The sequence below is a fragment of the Mycobacterium sp. SP-6446 genome (genome assembly GCF_001954045.1).
Classification (GTDB): Bacteria; Actinomycetota; Actinomycetes; order Mycobacteriales; family Mycobacteriaceae; genus Mycobacterium.
On sequence record NZ_MBEM01000038.1, the window covers coordinates 56,434 to 75,025 of the forward strand.

Sequence of the window (18,592 nt, forward strand, 5' to 3'; positions counted from 1 at the left end):
GGCTCAGCACAGACCGAGTAGCGCGTTTTCGACCACCTCGGGCAGCGCGGGATGAATCCAGTACTGGCCGCGGGCCATTTCGGGGGCGGTGAGCCCGAAGCTCATCGCCTGGATCAGCGGCTGGATGATCGACGACGCCTGGTGGCCCATGATGTGCGCGCCCAGCAGGCATCCGCTGTTGCGCTCGGCGACGAGTTTGACGATGCCGGTGGTGTCCTCCATCGCCCAGCCGTAGGCAACGTCACCGTAGCTCTGCACCGCGACCGACACATCGAATCCGCGTGCGACCGCCTGGTTTTCGGTCAACCCGACCGATGCCAGCTGAGGGTCGGTGAACACCGCCGCCGGCACGTAGCGGTGATCGGTGACGGCCATCGACTCGGTGTCGTCCCAGTCGCACAGCAGGTTGCGTTGCACGACACGGGCCTCGTGGTTGGCGACGTGCTTGAGCTGATACGGAGACGAGACGTCGCCGAGCGCGAAAACCCCGCGCGCGGAGGTCCGTTGGTATTCGTCGACCACCACCCGGCCGTTCTCGACGTCGACACCGGCCTGGCCGGCGTCCAGCAGATCGGCATTGGACAACCGGCCGGTCGCCACCAGCAGCAGGTCGGCGCTCAGCTTGGAGCCGTCGTCGAGTTCCAGCTCAACTCCAGAACCTGGGCCGGAGCCGCGGTTGAAAGCGGCGACGACGTTGCGGTGCGTGCGCAGTTCCCATTTGCTCGAGGCGATGCGGGTGAACCTTTCGCACAGGGTGTCGTCGAGATGACGCAGCATCGTCCCGCCCCGGATCACCAGCGTCACCCGCACGCCGAACGCGGAGAAGACGTGCGCGAATTCGGCCGCCACAAAGCCACTTCCGACGATCACCACGTGCTCGGGCAACTCGGGGATCCGCATCACGGTGTCGCTGGTGTGGTACTCGACGCCGGACGCGAGGATCGCGGGCGGAACCACCGGGCGCGATCCCGCCGCGATCACCACCTGATCGGCGGCGAATTCCTCGCCCGCGTCCGTGCGCAACAGGTAGCGTCCGTCGGGCTGCACCGGGCCGAACCGGGTGTGCTGGTGGTACACGTCGACGTTGGGTGCGCTGCGGCGATAGTCCTCGCCGCTCATCGCGATCGGATCGATCCGTCCGAAGACGCGCGAGACGATGTCGTCCCAGCGCACCCGGTCGATGTGCGCGTCGATGCCGTAGCGCGCCGCGCCGCGGATCTCATCGGCGACCCCGGCGGCGTAGACGAACATCTTCGTCGGGATGCAGCCGACGTTCAGGCAGGTGCCTCCGAAGGTGCCCTGCTCGCAGATCGCCGCGCGCTTGTTCGCGTAGCGCTCATCGAGAATGCTGTTGCCCGAGCCGGTTCCGATGATCGCGATGTCGTAAGTCTCCACGCTGTCATCCCTTCCCGGACGACGCCGGCGCGCCGGTGTTTAAGTCGAGGTAGCGATCCAGCCACAGGTCCAATTGCCGGTAGGCGACCTGGCGCGGCTCCGGCAGCGACAAGAACACGTCGTGTTTGGCGTCGGTCACCGGAACGATGGTGGTGCGGTTGCCGATGCAGCCCGCCCATCGCGCGATCTGGGTGACGTCGAGGACCGCGTCGCCGCGCTGCATGGCCGCCGCATCGTTGGTTTCGCGCACGCTGTGATCGGAGCGCAGGATCAAATTGGGCACACCGACGTCGAGCCCGCGGTGCAGCCGGGCCTGGCCGCGGCGGACCGCGTGTAGCCATCCCAGGGTGATCGGGAAGCCGCCCAACGGTTTCCACGCGAGGTTGTAGTCGAACTCGCCGGCGTAGTCGCGGTGCAGGGTGGTGCCGTAACCACCTTCGGTGGGGGAGCGGATCACGCCCTTGGCGCGCACTCGGGACAGGCCGGCGATCGCCGCGGAGGTGACGAACAACCGCAGGATGGCCGGGCCGTGCAGGTCCAGGAACGGGCTGTTGAGCACCAGGCCGCCGATGCCGGCGTGCGCCGCCGCGCCGCGCCGGCGCATCCGGTCCAGCCATAGCGGCACGATGAGCCCGCCCAGGGAGTGGCCGTACAGCAGGACCTTCGCCCGCTCCTGCCGCTCGTTGATGACGGCCAGCGCCTGTTCGAGTTCGGCGTCGTAGGCGGCCAGGTCGGTGATGAAGTGCGGCGTCTGGCCCTCGCGATGCGAACGGCCGCACTTCTGCAGGTCCAGCGCGTAGAACGCGAAACCCCGCTCGGCGAAGTGATCGGCCAGCTCGGTGTGGAAGAAGTAGTCGGTGTAGCCGTGCACCGCGAGCACCGCGTGGTCGGCCCGGCCGGCCTGTGCCTCGGGGCCGCGCCGGATCAGGGTTGCGGCGATATCGCCCTCGCCGGCGGGATCGCGCCCCAGCGGGAGCGTGCGCTGCCAATACCCGGGCAGGACATCGGCCACCCAGCCAGTCACCCCGCCAGTCACGAGGCCAGCTTAAAGGTTTTGCTGGTGACGGGCGGGCCGCACGCGTCAGTGCGCGGATGGTGCCCGGGATAGCCTGGGACGGTGTCAGCCCTAGCCAGTACCGCGCGCACCGACGTCGTGCTGGTAGGCGCGGGGATCATGAGCGCCACATTGGGTGCGTTGCTGCGGCGGCTGGAACCGAACTGGTCGATCACCCTGATCGAGCGGCTGGACGCCGCCGCCGCCGAAAGCAGCAGCCCGTGGAACAACGCGGGCACCGGTCATGCCGGGTTGTGCGAGATGAACTACACGCCGCCGCGCGCCGACGGCTCCATCGACATCACCAAAGCGGTGGCCGTCAACGAGCAATTCCAGGTGACCCGCCAGTTCTGGGCCTATGCCGTCGACAGCGGCATTCTGGGCGACCCCCGCTTCGTCAACGCCGTCCCGCACGTGAGCTTCGTCCACGGCGCCGAGGGCGTGGACTACCTGCGACGGCGGCAGCGGGCGCTGGCCGACAATCCGCTGTTCGCCGGCACGGAACTGATCACCGACGCCGACGAGTTCGCCCGCCGGCTCCCGTTCATGGCCGCCAAACGCGACTTCGCCGAGCCGATCGCGCTCAACTGGGCCGCCGCGGGCACCGATGTCGACTTCGGCGCGCTGGCCCGCCAGCTCATCGGGTTTTGCGTGCGGGGCGGCGCCACCGCCCTGTTCGGTCATGAGGTCCGGGACCTGCGCCGCCAATCCGACGGCAGCTGGACGCTGCTGGTCCGCAATCGCCGCACCGGCGAAAAACGCCGCTGCAACGCCAAATTCGTGTTCGTCGGCGCCGGGGGCGACACCCTGCCGCTGCTGCAGAAGTCGGGCATCAAGGAGGTCAAAGGCTTCGCCGGATTCCCCATCGGCGGGCGGTTCCTGCGCACCGACAATCCGACGCTCACCGCCGCGCACCAGGCCAAGGTGTACGGCGTTCCCGCGCCGGGGGCCCCGCCGCTCGGGGCGCTGCATCTGGACCTGCGGTTCGTCAACGGCAAGCCGTGGCTGGTGTTCGGGCCCTATGCCGGCTGGTCGCCGAAGTTCTTGAAGCACGGCCACTTCTCCGATCTGCCGCGGTCGATCAAGCCCGACAACGTGTTGTCGATGCTCGGTGTCGGCGTCACCCAGCTGACGCTGATCAACTATCTGATCGGCCAGCTGCGGCTCTCCGGACCGGATCGGGTCCGCGCGCTGCGCGAATTCGCGCCCGGCGCCATGGATTCCGACTGGGAGCTGACGACGGCGGGCCAGCGCGTGCAGGTGATCCGCCGGGATCGCCGCAAGGGCGGGGTGCTCGAGTTCGTCACCACCGTGCTGAGCGACGCCGACGGCACCATCGCGGGGCTGCTCGGGGGTTCGCCGGGCGCATCGACGGCCGTGCCGGCCATGCTCGATGTGCTGCAGCGCTGCTTCGCCGGCCGGTACCCGTCGTGGCTGCCGATGCTCAAAGAGATGGTGCCGTCGCTGGGGGTCGAGCTATCCCGTGAGCCGGCGTTGTACGACGAGGTGTGGTCGTGGGGGACCAAGGTACTGCAGTTAGATTCCAGGGGGCGATCATGACGGTGGCGTTGCGCCGCAGTTGGGCCAAAGACCTTGATGCTGCGACTCTTTACGAGTTGCTCAAGCTGCGGGTGGAGGTCTTCGTCGTCGAGCAGGCGATCCCGTATCCGGAGCTGGATGGGCGCGACCTGCTCGCCGAGACCCGGCACTTTTGGCTGGAGACACCCGACGGCGACGTGATCTGTACGCTGCGGCTGATGGAGGAGCACGCCGGCGGCGAGAAGGCATTCCGGCTCGGCCGGCTGTGCACCAAGCGCGCGGCGCGGGGCCAGGGCCACACTACCCGGCTGCTGGCCGCCGCGCTGGCCGAGGTGGGTGACTACCCGTGCCGGATCAACGCGCAGACCTATCTCGCGGACATGTATGCGCAGCACGGATTCGTCCGCGACGGTGACGATTTCGTCGACGACGGGGTGCCGCACGTGCCGATGCTGCGGCCCGGCTGGCGTCCGGTGGCTCAGACATGAATTCAGGCCTGAAGCCCTACCCGTTCAGTGCGATCGTCGGGCACGACCAACTGCGGCTAGCGCTGCTGTTGTGCGCCGTGCGGCCGGAGATCGGCGGGGCGCTGATCCGCGGCGAGAAGGGCACCGCGAAGTCGACGGCGGTGCGCGGCCTTGCCGCGCTGCTCTCGGCCGCGACCGGGGGCGCCGATGCCGGCTCGGGGGCCGGACTGGTCGAAATGCCGCTCGGCGCAACGGAGGACCGGGTCATCGGTTCGCTTGATCTGCAGCGCGTGCTGCGCGACGGTGAGCATGCGTTCTCGCCGGGACTGCTGGCCCGCGCGCACGGTGGCGTGCTCTACGTCGACGAGGTCAACCTGCTGCACGATCACTTGGTCGACGTGCTGCTCGACGCCGCCGCGATGGGGCGGGTGCACATCGAACGCGACGGCATCTCCCATTCGCACGAGGCCCGTTTCGTGCTGATCGGCACGATGAATCCCGAGGAGGGCGAACTGCGCCCGCAACTGCTGGACCGCTTCGGTCTGACCGTCGACGTGCACGCCTCGCGTGACGTCGACGTGCGGGCGCAGGTCATCCGGCGGCGGATGGCGTATGAGGCCGACCCGGACGCGTTCGCCGAGCGCTATGCCGAGGCCGACGCGGAGCTGGCGCGCCGGATCGCGGCCGCGCGGGCGCTCGTCGACGACGTGGTGTTGCCGGACAACGAATTACGGCGCATCGCGGCGCTGTGCGCGGCGTTCGACGTCGACGGCATGCGGGCCGATCTGGTGGTGGCCCGTACCGCCGCCGCGCACGCCGCATGGCGCGGCGCCGACACCGTCGAGGAGCAGGACATCCGGGTGGCGGCCGAGCTGGCGCTGCCGCATCGGCGCCGCCGCGATCCCTTCGACGATCCGGGCATCGACCGCGACCAGCTGGACCAGGCCCTGGCGCAGGCGGGCAACGACCCGGAACCCGACCCCGAGCCCGATCCCCCCGGTGGCGGTCGGTCGGCCAATGACCCTGAACCGCAACCTAATTCGCATGCTAAACCGCAACCACCCAAACCCAGTGCGCCACCCGCGCAGACCTTCCGCACCCGGGCGCTGCGGGTGCCGGGCATCGGCGAGGGCGCACCGGGCCGACGGTCGCGGGCCCGCAACGTCTCCGGCAGGGTGGTGGCGGCCGCCGACGGCGACGACGCCGGTCCCGCGGCGCACGGACTGCACCTGTTCGCCACCCTGCTAGCTGCGGCCGCGCGCGCTGGCGCGGGCCCGCTGCGACCGGGGCCGGACGACGTGCGCCGGGCGATCCGCGAGGGCCGCGAAGGCAATCTGGTGATCTTCGTTGTCGACGCGTCCGGTTCGATGGCCGCCCGCGACCGGATGGCCGCGGTCAGCGGCGCCACCCTGTCGCTGCTGCGCGACGCGTATCAGCGCCGCGACAAGGTCGCGGTGATCACCTTCCGCGGCCAGGGCGCGCGGCTGTTGCTGCCGCCGACGTCGTCGGCGGACATCGCGGCCCGGCGACTCGGCCGGTTCGACACCGGCGGCAGGACTCCGCTGGCCGAGGGGCTGCTGGCGGCGCGCGAGCTGATCGTCCGGGAAAGGGCGCGTGACCGCGCGCGCCGTCCGCTCGTGGTGGTGCTCACCGACGGCCGGGCCAACGCCGGGCCGGACCCGTTGGGCCGCAGCCGAACCGCGGCGGCGCGGTTGGTCGCCGAAGGCGCCGCCGCGGTGGTCGTGGACTGCGAGACGTCGTATGTGCGGCTGGGCTTGGCCGGGCAGCTCGCCGGTCGGCTGGGTGCGCCGGTGGTACGGCTGGAGCAGTTGCACGCCGATCATCTGACGCGGGCCGTGCGCAGCGTCGCCTGAGAGGGATAACCGCTTATGCCACAGGGCCGTCCGCTACAGGTCCCCGACGATGGCCTGACCACCCGGGCGCGGCGCAACGCGCCGATATTGGCCGTCCACACCGGCGACGGCAAGGGGAAGTCGACGGCGGCATTCGGAATGGCGTTGCGGGCGTGGAACGCCGGGCTTGACGTCGCGGTGTTCCAGTTCGTCAAGAGCGCCAAGTGGAAGGTGGGCGAGGAGGCGGCATTCCGTCAGCTCGCGCAGTTGCACGACCAGCACGGCGTCGGGGGCGCCGTCGAATGGCACAAGATGGGCGCCGGCTGGTCCTGGTCGCGCAAGGCGGGCGGCGAATCCGACCACGCCGCCGCGGCCGCCGACGGCTGGGCGGAGATTTCGCGCCGGCTGGCCGCGCAGCGCCACGACTTCTATGTGCTCGACGAATTCACCTATCCGCTGAAGTGGGGCTGGGTCGACGTGGACCGGGTAGTGGAGGTCCTGGCGGCCCGGCCCGGCCAGCAGCATGTCGTGATCACCGGACGCGATGCCCCGCAGCGGCTGGTCGAGGCCGCCGACCTGGTCACCGAGATGGGCAAGGTCAAACATCCGATGGACGCCGGGCGCAAGGGCCAGAAGGGCATCGAATGGTGAGTGTTCCCGCGGTCGTCGTCGCCGCACCGGCATCGGGTAGCGGAAAGACCACGGTCGCAACGGGTTTGATGGGGGCGCTGCGCCGGGCGGGCCACACCGTCGCTCCGTTCAAGGTGGGCCCCGACTTCATCGACCCCGGCTACCACACGCTGGCAGCGGGACGGCCCGGGCGGAACCTGGACCCGGTACTGGTGGGCGAGGGGCTCATCGGTCCGCTCTACGCCCACGGCGCCGGGGGCGCGCACATCGCGGTGATCGAGGGCGTGATGGGACTCTTCGACGGCCGGATCGGGCCGGCCGAGACCACCCCGGCCGCGGGCTCCACCGCTCACGTCGCCGGTCTGCTGGGCGCCCCGGTGATCCTGGTGGTCGACGCGCGCGGCCAGAGCCACAGCATTGCCGCTCTGCTGCACGGCTTTTCAACGTTCGATGCTGCGACGCGCATCGCCGGAGTCGTCCTCAACCGGGTCGGGTCGGCGCGACACGAGCAGGTGCTGCGCCGGGCATGCGAGCACTCCGGCGTCCGCGTCCTGGGAGCGATTCCGCGCCTCGCCGAATTGGAGTTGCCCACAAGGTATTTGGGGCTCGTCACCGCCGTCGAGTACGGACGGCGCGCCCGGCAGGCGATCGAGGCGATGACCGACTTGGTCGCGCGTCACGTCGATCTGGGCGCCGTGGTAGCGACCGCGGCCGCGCGGGTCACCGATGCGCCGTGGGATCCCGCGGCGGCGGTGGGCGCAACTCCGGGAGGCGAGGCTGTCGTGGCCATGGCGGCGGGCAAGGCGTTCAGCTTCGGCTACGCCGAACATGCCGAGCTGCTGCGCGCCGCCGGTGCCGACGTCGTCGAGTTCGACCCGCTGGTCGATCCGTTGCCCGACGGCACCGACGCGGTGCTGCTGCCCGGCGGCTTCCCGGAGCAGTTCACCGCGGAGCTCTCCGCCAACGACGTCGTGCGCCGGCAGATCAACGAACTCGCCGCCACCGGCGCCCCGGTGCACGCCGAATGCGCCGGGCTGATCTATCTGGCCGACGAACTCGACGGGTATCCCATGTGCGGGGTGTTGGCCGGCTCGGCGCGGTTCACTCCGCGGCTGACGTTGGCATATCGCGACGCGGTGGCCGTCGCGGATTCGTCGCTGTATTCGACCGGAGAGCGTGTGGTCGGACACGAATTCCACCGAACCGCAGTCACATTCACCGACAGTTATCAACCGGCGTGGGTGTATCGGGGTGACGGCGTGGACGATGACAGCGCGCCCGTGCGCGACGGCGTGGTACACGCCGGGGTGCATGCGTCGTATCTGCACACCCATCCGGCCGCGACGCCGGACGCGGTGGCGCGCTTCGTGTCCCGCGCCGCGAGTCGCCGAGCGTAACGCCACGGCGAAAATTGGGGCCGAAAACCGCCGTGGCGTTACGCTCGCGGCGCCAACCTCCCCAACCACTAGGCTTGGCGGGTGACCGAGAGCGCCTATCTGGTCGGATTGCGGCTGGCCGGTAAGAAGGTCGTTGTGGTCGGCGGGGGAACCGTCGCGCAGCGCCGCTTACCCCTGCTCATCGCGACCGGCGCCAACGTCCACGTCATCTCCCGCACCGTCACCCGCGCCGTCGAGGCGATGAGCGGAATCACCTTGTCGTTGCGCGAATACCGCGACGGGGACCTCGCGGGCGCCTGGTACGCCATCGCCGCCACCGACGACGCGCACGTGAACGCCGCGGTGGTCGACGAGGCCGAACGGCGCCAGATCTTTTGCGTCCGCGCCGACATCGCGATCGAGGGGACCGCGGTGACCCCGGCGACCTTCAGCTACGCGGGGTTGTCGGTCGGGGTGCTGGCCGGCGGCGAGCACCGCCGGTCGGCGGCGATCCGGTCGGCCATCCGCGAGGCGTTGCAGACCGGGGTGATCATCCCGGAAACCGCCGAAGAGAGCTCCGACGTGGTGCGCGGCGGGGTGGCGCTGATCGGTGGCGGTCCCGGCGACCCGGAACTGATCACCGTCCGTGGCCGCCGCCTGCTCGCCCAGGCCGACGTGGTGGTCGCCGACCGATTGGCGCCGCCCGAACTGCTCGCCGAGCTGCCACCGCACGTGGAAGTCATTGACGCCGCGAAGATTCCGTACGGCCGGGCCATGGCGCAGGACGCGATCAACGAGGTCATGATCGACCGAGCCCGGGCCGGCAACTTCGTGGTGCGCCTCAAGGGCGGCGACCCCTTTGTGTTCGCGCGCGGCTACGAAGAAGTGTTGGCGTGCGCCGACGCCGGGATTCCCGTCACGGTGGTGCCGGGTGTGACAAGTGCCATAGCGGTGCCCGCATTGGCCGGCGTTCCCGTCACCCATCGGGCGGTAAATCACGAGTTCGTGGTGGTCAGCGGCCACCTGCCGCCCGGTCACCCCGAATCGTTAGTGAATTGGGATGCGTTGGCAGCAATGTCCGGAACGATCGTTTTGCTGATGGCCGTCGAACGTATCGAGCTTTTCGTCGACGCCCTGCTGCAAGGGGGGCGACCTGCGGATACGCCGGTGCTGGTAGTACAACATGGAACGACGGCCGCTCAGCAGACGTTGCGGTCGACTCTTGCCGACACGCCCGAGAAGATTCGTGCCGACGGGATTCGACCTCCGGCGATCATCGTCATCGGCCCGGTGGCGGCCTTCGGCGTTTAAACAAATCTTAAGATTACTGTAAGGTAACCCAATATGACGGCTCTCAACGACAGTGAGCGCGCGGTCCACAATTGGACAGCCTCGCGCCCCGATCGTCCAGCCCCGATGCGCGCCACGCGCCCGGCGGAGACCGCCTCAACACGTATGAGCAGGTATTACCCCGCATGGCTGCCGTCTCGCCGTTTCATCGCAGCGGTTATCGCGATCGGTGGGATGCAGCTGTTGGCGACCATGGACAGCACCGTCGCCATCGTCGCGCTTCCTAAGATTCAAAACGAGCTGAGCCTGTCCGATGCCGGCCGTAGCTGGGTGATCACCGCCTACGTGCTCACCTTCGGCGGGCTGATGCTGCTCGGCGGGCGCCTCGGCGACACTATCGGGCGAAAGCGCACCTTCATCGTCGGCGTCACCCTGTTCACCATCTCCTCGGTGCTGTGCGCCGTCGCGTGGGACGAGGCGACGATGGTCATCGCCCGGCTGCTGCAGGGCATCGGATCGGCCATCGCATCGCCGACCGGTCTGGCGTTGGTCGCGACCACCTTCCCGAAGGGCCCGGCGCGCAACGCCGCGACGGCCGTGTTCGCCGCGATGACCGCGATCGGCTCGGTGATGGGTCTGGTGGTCGGCGGGGCGCTGACCGAGGTGTCGTGGCGGCTGGCGTTCATCGTGAACGTGCCGATCGGGCTGGTGATGATCTACCTGGCCCGCACCGCGCTGCGGGAAACCAACCGGGAGCGGATGAAGCTCGACGCCACCGGGGCGATGCTGGCCACGCTGGCATGCACCGCCGCCGTTTACGCGTTCTCGATGGGTCCGGAAAAGGGCTGGGTCTCACCCACCACCATCGGCTCGGGCGTGGTGGCGTTGGCCGCGGCCATCGCCTTCGCGATCGTGGAGCGCACCGCTGACAACCCCGTCGTGCCGTTCGACTTGTTCCGTGACCGCAACCGGCTGGTCACCTTCGTCGCGATCTTCCTGGCCGGCGGGCTCATGTTCAGCCTGACCGTGTCCATCGGCCTGTACGTGCAGGACATCCTCGGTTATAGCGCGCTGCGCGCGGGCGTCGGCTTCATCCCGTTCGTCATCGCGATGGGCATCGGCCTGGGCGTGTCCTCGCAGCTGGTGTCGCGGTTTTCGCCCCGGGTGCTGACCATCGGCGGCGGAGTCCTGCTGTTCTGGGCGATGATCTACGGCTGGGCGTTCATGAACCGCGGCGTGCCCTACTTCCCCAACCTGGTGCTGCCCATCGTCGTCGGCGGCATCGGCATCGGCATGGCGGTCGTGCCGCTGACGCTGTCGGCGATCGCCGGCGTCGGATTCGACCGGATCGGCCCCGTTTCGGCGATCGCGCTGATGCTGCAGAGCCTCGGTGGCCCGCTGGTGCTGGCGGTCATTCAGGCCGTGATCACCTCGCGCACGCTGTACCTGGGTGGCACCACCGGCCCGGTGAAGTTCATGAACGACGCTCAGCTGCACGCCCTAGACCACGGCTACACCTACGGCCTGCTGTGGGTGGCCGGGGTGGCCGTCATCGTCGGCGGTGCGGCGCTGCTCATCGGCTACACCCCCGAGCAGGTCGCGCACGCTCAGGAAGTCAAGGACGCGATCGACGCCGGGGAGCTGTAGCCCGGCATCATCCGGTTTCGGCTGCGCCGCCCTCGCGGCTCGGCTGCTGACAACCGTTAGGCTTGCCCGCTGTGATCACCCGGATGTCCGAGTTGTTCCTGCGCACTTTGCGCGACGACCCCGCCGACGCCGAAGTGCCCAGCCACAAGCTGCTGGTCCGGGCGGGATACGTCCGGCCCGTCGCGCCCGGGCTGTACAGCTGGCTGCCGCTCGGGCTGCGGGTGCTGCGCAACATCGAACGCGTCGTCCGCGAAGAGATGAACGCCATTGGCGGGCAAGAGATTCTGTTCCCCGTCCTGCTGCCGCGCGCGCCGTACGAGACGACGAACCGGTGGACCGAGTACGGCGACGGCATTTTTCGGCTCAAAGACCGCCGCGGCAACGACTACCTGCTCGCCCCCACCCACGAAGAGGTCTTCGCGCTGACGGTGAAGGGGGAGTACAGCTCCTACAAGGACTTTCCGCTGACGCTCTACCAGATCCAGATCAAGTATCGCGACGAGGCGCGGCCTCGGGCCGGCATCCTGCGCGCCCGGGAATTCGTCATGAAGGACTCCTACTCCTTCGACATCGACGAGGCCGGGCTCAAGGCGTCCTACCACGCGCACCGGGAGGCCTACCAGCGGATCTTCGATCGGCTAAAGGTGCGCTACGTCATCGTGTCGGCGGTGACGGGCGCGATGGGCGGCAGCGCCTCCGAGGAGTTCCTGGCCGAGAGCCCGGTGGGTGAGGACACCTTCGTGCGGTGCCTGGAGTCCGGTTACGCGGCCAATGTCGAGGCCGTCGTCACCGCCCGCCCGGACGCGCTGCCCATCGAGGGGCTCCCCGAGGCGGTGGTGCACGACACTCCCGACACCCCGACCATCGCCACGTTGGTGGCCTGGGCGAATGAGGCTGGCCTGGGCCGCACGGTGACCGCGGCTGACACGCTGAAGAACGTCCTGGTCAAAGTCCGCCAGCCCGGCGGCGACTGGGAGCTGCTGGCCATCGGCGTGCCCGGCGACCGCGAGGTGGACGACAAGCGGCTCAGCGCCGCGCTGGAGCCGGCCGAGTACGAATTACTCGGCGACGACGATTTCGCCAAGTATCCCTTTCTGGTCAAGGGCTACATCGGGCCGAAGGCATTGCGGGACAACGACGTTCGTTATCTTGTCGATCCGCGGGTGGTCGACGGCACCAGCTGGATCACCGGGGCCGACGAGCCGGGCCGCCACGTGGTCGGGTTGGTGGCCGGGCGCGACTTCACCGCCGACGGCACCATCGAGGCCGCCGAGGTGCGCGAGGGTGACCCGTCGCCCGACGGCGCCGGCCCGCTGGTCTCCGCGCGCGGCATCGAGGTCGGCCATATCTTCCAGCTCGGCCGCAAATACACCGATGCCTTCACCGTCGACGTCCTCGGCGAAGACGGCAAGCCGGTGCGACTCATCATGGGCTCCTACGGCCTCGGGGTGTCGCGGCTGGTGGCCGTCGTCGCCGAGCAGCAGCACGACGAACTGGGCTTGCGCTGGCCGGCGTCGATCGCGCCGTTCGACGTCCACCTGGTGATCGCCAACAAGGACGCCGAGGCCCGCGCCGGTGCTACCAGGCTGGCCGGCGACCTGGACCGGCTGGGGCTCGAGGTGCTGCTCGACGACCGCACCGCCTCGCCCGGCGTCAAGTTCAAGGACGCCGAGCTGCTGGGCATGCCGTGGATCGTCGTGGTGGGCCGCGGCTGGGCCGACGGCCTAGTCGAGCTGCGCGACCGCTTCGGCGGACAGACCCGCGAGCTGGCCGCCGGCACCTCGCTGGCCACCGACATCGTGGCGGCTCTGCAGGGCTAGCCGCTCACCCCGCTATTCGTTACCGCCCGGGAAACTCGTCGTGATGGGCCACGCGTTCAGTACCCGGTTCCACCGGGCGGCCAAGACCGTGCCCTGCGACAGGGCGGTCGCGGCGAACGCGCGGTCGTCGGCCGTCTCGGCGTGCTCGATGACGGCGCGCCAAGCCGTCTGGCCGTCGCTTTCCATCCGCACGGCCAGCCGTGCCGCATCCGCCGGGCTGCCCACCAGCATCGGTAGCTGGTAGCCGGGCGCGGCGACCGGGGCGGTGACCTTGCGGGCGCTCAGCATGGCGATGACGTCGTCGCGGCGCTGGCGGTGCTGCAGCAGCGCCTCCACCACCAGGTTGTTGACCCCGGGCGGCGACAGCGCGGACACGATGCCGTAGCCGTAAATCGTCGAGTGTTCGACGGACAGCGCGTCGCACAGCGCCGCGTTGTCGGCGTCCTTGCCGGAGCTCATGGCGTCGGCCCCGCGGGCACCAGGGCTACCAGGTACGACGCCGTGCAGGAAGCGGCGATGGAGCCGAGCAACCCGGCCCGGTAGCCCGATGACGACGCCACCAACCGGCTGGCGCTCTCGGCCGACGCGCGCAGCGAGTTGACCACATCGGCCAGCGGGGGCGGCGGTGGCGGCGGCGCGCCGTGCTCGGCGGGAGCGGGGCTGGGCGTTTCGCTCGAGGAGGACGAGAGCTTGCCGGCCGCCCGGGCGATTTCGGTGGACAGCGCCCGCGCATGCGCGGCGCGCTGGGTGGCGACGACGGTCAGCGCGGCGGCGATCTGCGGCGGGTTGCCGACGGCCGCCGCGGCGGCAGTCGCAAGCGCGCTGTCGCGGCGGGCCTGGTCCAGCGGCCCGAGCAACTCCTCGACGGCGGGGGGCTTGGGCGGGGACTCGCCACAGGCGGACGCGGCCACCCCGAGCGCGGCGATTGCCGCGCCGCCGGCGAGCACACCCCGCCGGTTGGTGACGGGTACGGGCACAGAAACATCCTGCCATTGCCGCGGGGGCGGCCACGCCGAGAGGACCTTGACTGACCCACTACCTGACCCACTACCTGACCATGCGATCCACCCCGTCATGGGCGATTCCTGGCGTATCGTTGATAGCTGGTTCTGGTGGAACGCCCATCGTTTCGCCGGGACACCGGAAGCCGCCCCGGGCGGCTGAGAGGCGGCGGTATCCGCCAGATGACCGGACAACTCAAGATGAGGAGCTCGCCGTGACCACCGGGCTACCTTCGCAGACGCAGGTGATCGAGCTACTCGGTGAAGAGTTCGCGCGCGCCGGCTATGAGATCGAAGACGTGGTCATCGACAGTCGGGCGCACCCGCCGCGGATCGGTGTGATCGCCGACGGTGACACCCCGCTCGACTTGGACACCATCGCCGCGTTGTCGCGCTCGGCGTCGGCTTTGCTGGACGCCTCGGACCTTCTCGACGGCATCCGCGAGCGCTACGTCTTGGAGGTCAGCTCGCCGGGCGTGGACCGCCCCCTGACCAGCGCGAAGCACTTCCGCCGCGCGCGCGGGCGCAAGGTCGAACTGGCGCTGGCGGACGGATCGCGGTTGACCGGCCGCGTCGGCGAGACCCGCGACGAGACGGTCGCGTTGGTGGTCCGCGACGGCCGCGAATGGGCGGTGCGGCAGATCCCGCTCGCTGAGATCGTGAAAGCCGTTGTCCAAGTTGAGTTTTCGCAGCCACCCCAGGCGGAGTTGGAACTGGCGACTGGGGCCCTCACGGGGCAGGCCGACAGGACGGAGGCCGGAGCATGAATATCGACATGGCCGCGCTGCACGCGATCGAGGTGGATCGGGGGATCTCGGTCAACGAATTGCTCGAGACGATCAAATCCGCGCTGCTCACCGCCTACCGCCACACCCAGGGTCACCAGAACGACGCGCGCATCGAGATCGACCGCAAAACCGGTGTCGTCAAGGTGATCGCCCGCGAGCTCGACGAGGACGGCAACCTCATCAGCGAATGGGACGACACCCCGGAGGGCTTCGGCCGCATCGCCGCCACGACCGCACGCCAGGTGATGCTGCAGCGGTTCCGCGATGCCGAAAACGAGCGCACCTACGGCGAGTTCTCCACCCGCGAGGGCGAGATCGTCGCGGGGGTGATCCAACGCGACAGCCGCGCCAACGCCCGCGGCCTGGTCGTCGTCCGGATGGGCACCGAAACCAAGGCGTCCGAGGGCGTCATCCCGGCGGCCGAGCAGGTCCCCGGCGAGAGCTACGAGCACGGCAACCGGGTCCGCTGCTATGTCGTCGGCGTCACCCGAGGTGCCCGCGAGCCGCTGATCACGCTGTCGCGGACCCACCCCAACCTGGTGCGCAAGCTGTTCTCGCTGGAGGTCCCCGAGATCGCGGACGGATCGGTCGAGATCGTGGCGGTGGCCCGCGAGGCCGGTCACCGCTCCAAGATCGCGGTGGCCTCCCGCGTGCCGGGCCTGAACGCCAAGGGCGCCTGCATCGGCCCGATGGGGCAGCGGGTCCGCAACGTGATGAGCGAGCTCTCCGGCGAGAAGATCGACATCATCGACTACGACGAGGATCCGGCCCGCTTCGTGGCCAACGCGTTGTCGCCGGCCAAGGTGGTCTCCGTCTCGGTGATCGACCAGAGCGCCCGCGCCGCCCGGGTGGTGGTCCCGGACTTCCAGTTGTCGCTGGCCATCGGCAAGGAGGGCCAGAACGCGCGGTTGGCCGCCCGGCTGACCGGGTGGCGCATCGACATCCGCGGCGATTCGCCGGGAAGTTCCGAGGGGCACGCGGAGAACCAGGCCGAACACGGCGCCGGCCATCCGGTGGCACACGACCGCTGACCTGTAACCGCCCCGGCGCGGGCGGTTCTGACCATTGATCCGGTGACGCTAGACTGAGCCGTGATCCAGCGCGAGCCTTCGGAGTCCGCGCGCGGACGGCCGGGTGGACCGGTGCGGACGTGTGTCGGGTGCCGAAAGCGAGAGCTGGCCGTCGAACTGCTTCGAGTGGTCGCCGTGTCGGCCGGGAACGGCGAATACGCCGTGATCGTTGACACGGGGAGTAGCCTGCCGGGGCGGGGTGCATGGCTGCATCCCGTACCGCAGTGCGTCCAGCAGGCGATTCGGCGGCGGGCTTTCACCAAAGCGTTGCGCATCGCCGGTTCACCGGACACGACCGCGGTGGTCGAGCACATAGCGACGCTTAATGCGCCCGGCTCACCCGGCACCAACAGAAGAGGCAGCAAAGAACATGAGCACACCGTGAAGTCCCGATGACAATGCGTCATAGCTAAACCCGAGGCGCGGCCGCCCCACGACTGTCGCCTCATAGACAGGAGAAGTAGTGGCAGGTAAGGCCCGCGTACACGAGTTGGCTAAGGAACTCGGTGTCACCAGCAAGGAAGTCCTCGCCCGGCTGAATGAACAGGGCGAATTCGTCAAATCCGCATCGTCGACCGTAGAGGCGCCGGTCGCTCGCCGGCTGCGCGAGTCGTTCGGCGGCGGCAAACCCGCCGCGGAAAAGGCGCCAGCGAAGGCCGCCAAGGCCCCCGCCAAGGCCTCCGACCAGGCATTGGACCAGGCCCTCGACCAGGCGATAGACAAGTCCGCGGGCAACGGCGAAGCCACCGCGGCCCCCGCCCGGCCCGCCGCCAAGGCGTCCCCGGCCGCGGCGGCCGAGGCGACCGCGCCACCCGCGCCGCCGTCGGGCCAGCCGAAAGCGCCGGCCCCCGGCCAGCCGGCCCCCCCGCCAGGGATGACGCCGGGACCGCGTCCCGGTCCGGCGCCGAAGCCGGGCGTGCGCACCCCACGCGTCGGCAACAACCCGTTCTCGTCGGCGCAACCCGTCGACCGTCCCATCCCACGTCCCATGGCGCCCCGTCCCGGCGCGGCCCGGCCCGGGGCACCGCGCCCCGGTGCGTCGCCGGGCAGCATGCCGCCGCGTCCCGGCGGTGCCGGTGCGCAGGGCCGTCCGGCGCGCGCCGGTGGGCCGCGGCCCGGCGGCGGCCGGCCCGGTGGGCCCGGTGGCGGCCGCGACGCCGGTGGCGGTAACTACCGCGGCGGCGGGGGCGGCGTGGGTGCCGCACCCGGCGGCGGCGGCGGTTTTCGGGGCCGTCCCGGTGGCGGCGGCGGCCGTCCCGGACAGCGCGGCGGCGCGGCCGGCGCGTTCGGCCGTCCCGGCGGCGCGCCCCGGCGTGGCCGCAAGTCCAAGCGGGCGAAGCGCGCCGAGTACGAGAACATGCAGGCGCCCGTCGTCGGCGGCGTGCGGTTGCCGCACGGCAACGGCGAGACGATCCGGTTGGCCCGCGGGGCCTCCCTGTCCGACTTCGCCGAGAAGATCGACGCCAACCCGGCCGCACTGGTGCAGGCGCTGTTCAACCTCGGCGAGATGGTGACGGCCACCCAGTCGGTGGGCGACGAGACGCTCGAGCTGCTGGGCAGCGAGATGAACTACGTCGTCCAGGTCGTCAGCCCCGAGGACGAAGACCGCGAGCTGCTGGAGTCGTTCGACCTGACCTACGGCGAGGACGAAGGCACCGAGGAAGACCTGCAGACACGTCCGCCGGTGGTGACCGTGATGGGTCACGTCGACCACGGTAAAACCCGGCTGCTGGACACGATCCGAAATGCCAGCGTCCGCGAGGCGGAGGCGGGTGGCATCACCCAGCACATCGGCGCCTACCAGGTTTCCGTCGACCTCGACGGCGCCGAGCGGCTGATCACCTTCATCGACACCCCGGGTCACGAGGCGTTCACCGCCATGCGTGCCCGCGGCGCCAAGGCCACCGACATCGCGATCCTGGTGGTCGCCGCCGACGACGGCGTGATGCCGCAGACGGTGGAGGCCATCAACCACGCGCAGGCCGCCGACGTGCCGATCGTGGTGGCGGTCAACAAGATCGACAAGGAGGGCGCCGATCCCGCCAAGATTCGCGGGCAGCTCACCGAATTCGGTTTGGTGCCAGAGGAATTCGGCGGCGACACGATGTTCGTGGACATCTCGGCGAAGGTGGGCACCAACATCGAGGCGCTGGAGGAGGCGGTGCTGCTGACCGCAGACGCCGCCCTGGACCTGCGGGCCAACCCCGACATGGAGGCCCAGGGTGTGGCGATCGAGGCGCACCTGGACCGCGGCCGCGGGCCGGTGGCCACCGTGCTGGTGCAGCGCGGCACGCTGCGCGTCGGCGACTCGGTGGTGGCGGGCGACGCCTACGGGCGGGTCCGCCGCATGGTCGACGAGCACGGCGAGGACGTCGAGGAGGCGCTGCCGTCGCGGCCGGTGCAGGTCATCGGCTTCACGTCGGTGCCCGGCGCCGGCGACAACTTCCTGGTCGTCGACGAGGACCGCATCGCACGCCAGATCGCCGACAGGCGCAGCGCCCGCAAGCGCAACGCCCTGGCGGCTCGGTCGCGCAAGCGGATCAGCCTGGAGGACCTGGACTCGGCGCTGAAGGAAACCAGCCAGCTGAACCTGATCCTCAAGGGCGACAACGCCGGTACCGTCGAGGCGCTGGAGGAGGCCCTGATGGGCATCCAGGTCGAC

Annotated in this window: 16 protein-coding genes; 12 read left to right on the top strand and 4 right to left on the bottom strand. The window is 70.0% G+C overall.

Features of this window, described 5'->3' with window-relative positions:
* Positions 1–3 precede the first annotated feature (3 nt).
* Together mtr and A5736_RS03040 are read right to left on the bottom strand one after the other, a co-directional pair.
* Positions 4–1,395 carry a mycothione reductase gene (gene mtr, locus A5736_RS03035; RefSeq protein WP_076244457.1) on the bottom strand — a complete coding sequence of 464 codons (1,392 nt, stop codon included), beginning with the start codon at positions 1,393–1,395 and terminating at the stop codon, positions 4–6.
* Between the two features lie 4 nt (positions 1,396–1,399).
* Positions 1,400–2,419, bottom strand: a complete 1,020-nt coding sequence (locus tag A5736_RS03040; RefSeq protein ID WP_254848271.1) for an alpha/beta hydrolase — start codon at positions 2,417–2,419, stop codon at positions 1,400–1,402.
* A gap of 93 nt (positions 2,420–2,512) precedes the next feature.
* Between A5736_RS03040 and mqo the strand changes: the two genes are divergently transcribed.
* From mqo to A5736_RS03080, 8 genes are all read left to right on the top strand, one after another.
* On the top strand, positions 2,513–4,009 hold the full coding sequence (gene mqo / locus A5736_RS03045) for a malate dehydrogenase (quinone) (RefSeq protein ID WP_076244461.1): 1,497 nt from the start codon (positions 2,513–2,515) through the stop codon (positions 4,007–4,009).
* Positions 4,006–4,476, top strand: coding sequence for a GNAT family N-acetyltransferase (locus tag A5736_RS03050; RefSeq protein ID WP_076121983.1), 471 nt, complete (start codon positions 4,006–4,008; stop codon positions 4,474–4,476). Before mqo ends, A5736_RS03050 begins: the two co-directional genes overlap by 4 nt.
* A gap of 8 nt (positions 4,477–4,484) precedes the next feature.
* Positions 4,485–6,329, top strand: coding sequence for a VWA domain-containing protein (locus tag A5736_RS03055; protein WP_076244474.1), 1,845 nt, complete (start codon positions 4,485–4,487; stop codon positions 6,327–6,329).
* Positions 6,330–6,344: 15 nt separating this feature from the next.
* Positions 6,345–6,959 (top strand): cob(I)yrinic acid a,c-diamide adenosyltransferase, encoded by a 615-nt coding sequence (gene cobO / locus A5736_RS03060; protein ID WP_076121985.1) that lies wholly within the window; start codon positions 6,345–6,347, stop codon positions 6,957–6,959.
* Positions 6,956–8,335 carry a cobyrinate a,c-diamide synthase gene (locus A5736_RS03065; protein ID WP_139333100.1) on the top strand — a complete coding sequence of 460 codons (1,380 nt, stop codon included), beginning with the start codon at positions 6,956–6,958 and terminating at the stop codon, positions 8,333–8,335. The genes cobO and A5736_RS03065 overlap by 4 nt, the downstream gene beginning before the upstream one ends.
* A gap of 81 nt (positions 8,336–8,416) precedes the next feature.
* Complete coding sequence (cobA, locus tag A5736_RS03070) at positions 8,417–9,625, top strand: uroporphyrinogen-III C-methyltransferase (protein ID WP_076244464.1); 1,209 nt, start codon at positions 8,417–8,419, stop codon at positions 9,623–9,625.
* A 33-nt stretch (positions 9,626–9,658) separates the two neighbouring features.
* Positions 9,659–11,251: an MFS transporter gene (locus tag A5736_RS03075; RefSeq protein ID WP_076121988.1), complete on the top strand. Its 1,593-nt coding sequence runs from the start codon at positions 9,659–9,661 to the stop codon at positions 11,249–11,251.
* A 71-nt stretch (positions 11,252–11,322) separates the two neighbouring features.
* A complete protein-coding gene (locus A5736_RS03080; RefSeq protein ID WP_076244466.1) occupies positions 11,323–13,071 on the top strand; it encodes a proline--tRNA ligase in 1,749 nt (582 codons plus the stop codon).
* 12 nt (positions 13,072–13,083) lie between these two features.
* On the opposite strand, the gene A5736_RS03085 is transcribed toward A5736_RS03080, so the two are convergent.
* Complete coding sequence (locus tag A5736_RS03085) at positions 13,084–13,530, bottom strand: ferritin-like domain-containing protein (RefSeq protein WP_076121990.1); 447 nt, start codon at positions 13,528–13,530, stop codon at positions 13,084–13,086.
* Complete coding sequence (locus A5736_RS03090) at positions 13,527–14,048, bottom strand: hypothetical protein (RefSeq protein WP_233147916.1); 522 nt, start codon at positions 14,046–14,048, stop codon at positions 13,527–13,529. The genes A5736_RS03085 and A5736_RS03090 overlap by 4 nt, the downstream gene beginning before the upstream one ends.
* A 239-nt stretch (positions 14,049–14,287) precedes the next feature.
* Here A5736_RS03090 and rimP point away from each other — a divergent pair, with 239 nt between their 5' ends.
* The 4 genes from rimP to infB all read left to right on the top strand — a co-directional run.
* The gene (gene rimP, locus A5736_RS03095) at positions 14,288–14,839 is read left to right on the top strand and encodes a ribosome maturation factor RimP (RefSeq protein ID WP_076121991.1); all 552 of its coding nucleotides are present in this window, start codon (positions 14,288–14,290) and stop codon (positions 14,837–14,839) included.
* Positions 14,836–15,891: a transcription termination factor NusA gene (gene nusA / locus A5736_RS03100; RefSeq protein ID WP_076121992.1), complete on the top strand. Its 1,056-nt coding sequence runs from the start codon at positions 14,836–14,838 to the stop codon at positions 15,889–15,891. The genes rimP and nusA overlap by 4 nt, the downstream gene beginning before the upstream one ends.
* 174 nt (positions 15,892–16,065) lie before the next feature.
* On the top strand, positions 16,066–16,326 hold the full coding sequence (locus A5736_RS03105; protein WP_369804978.1) for a YlxR family protein: 261 nt from the start codon (positions 16,066–16,068) through the stop codon (positions 16,324–16,326).
* 67 nt (positions 16,327–16,393) lie between these two features.
* Positions 16,394–18,592 (top strand): translation initiation factor IF-2 (gene infB, locus A5736_RS03110; protein ID WP_076244467.1); only part of this gene is annotated, 2,199 nt, incomplete at its 3' end.

Excerpts from the sequence above, each read along its gene's own strand:
- A5736_RS03050 (WP_076121983.1), top strand. The coding sequence starts at position 4,006 with ATGACGGTGGCGTTGCGCCGCAGTTGGGCCAAAGACCTTGATGCTGCG.
- cobO (WP_076121985.1), top strand. The coding sequence starts at position 6,345 with ATGCCACAGGGCCGTCCGCTACAGGTCCCCGACGATGGCCTGACCACC.
- A5736_RS03075 (WP_076121988.1), top strand. The coding sequence starts at position 9,659 with ATGACGGCTCTCAACGACAGTGAGCGCGCGGTCCACAATTGGACAGCC.
- A5736_RS03085 (WP_076121990.1), bottom strand. The coding sequence starts at position 13,530 with ATGAGCTCCGGCAAGGACGCCGACAACGCGGCGCTGTGCGACGCGCTG.
- nusA (WP_076121992.1), top strand. The coding sequence starts at position 14,836 with ATGAATATCGACATGGCCGCGCTGCACGCGATCGAGGTGGATCGGGGG.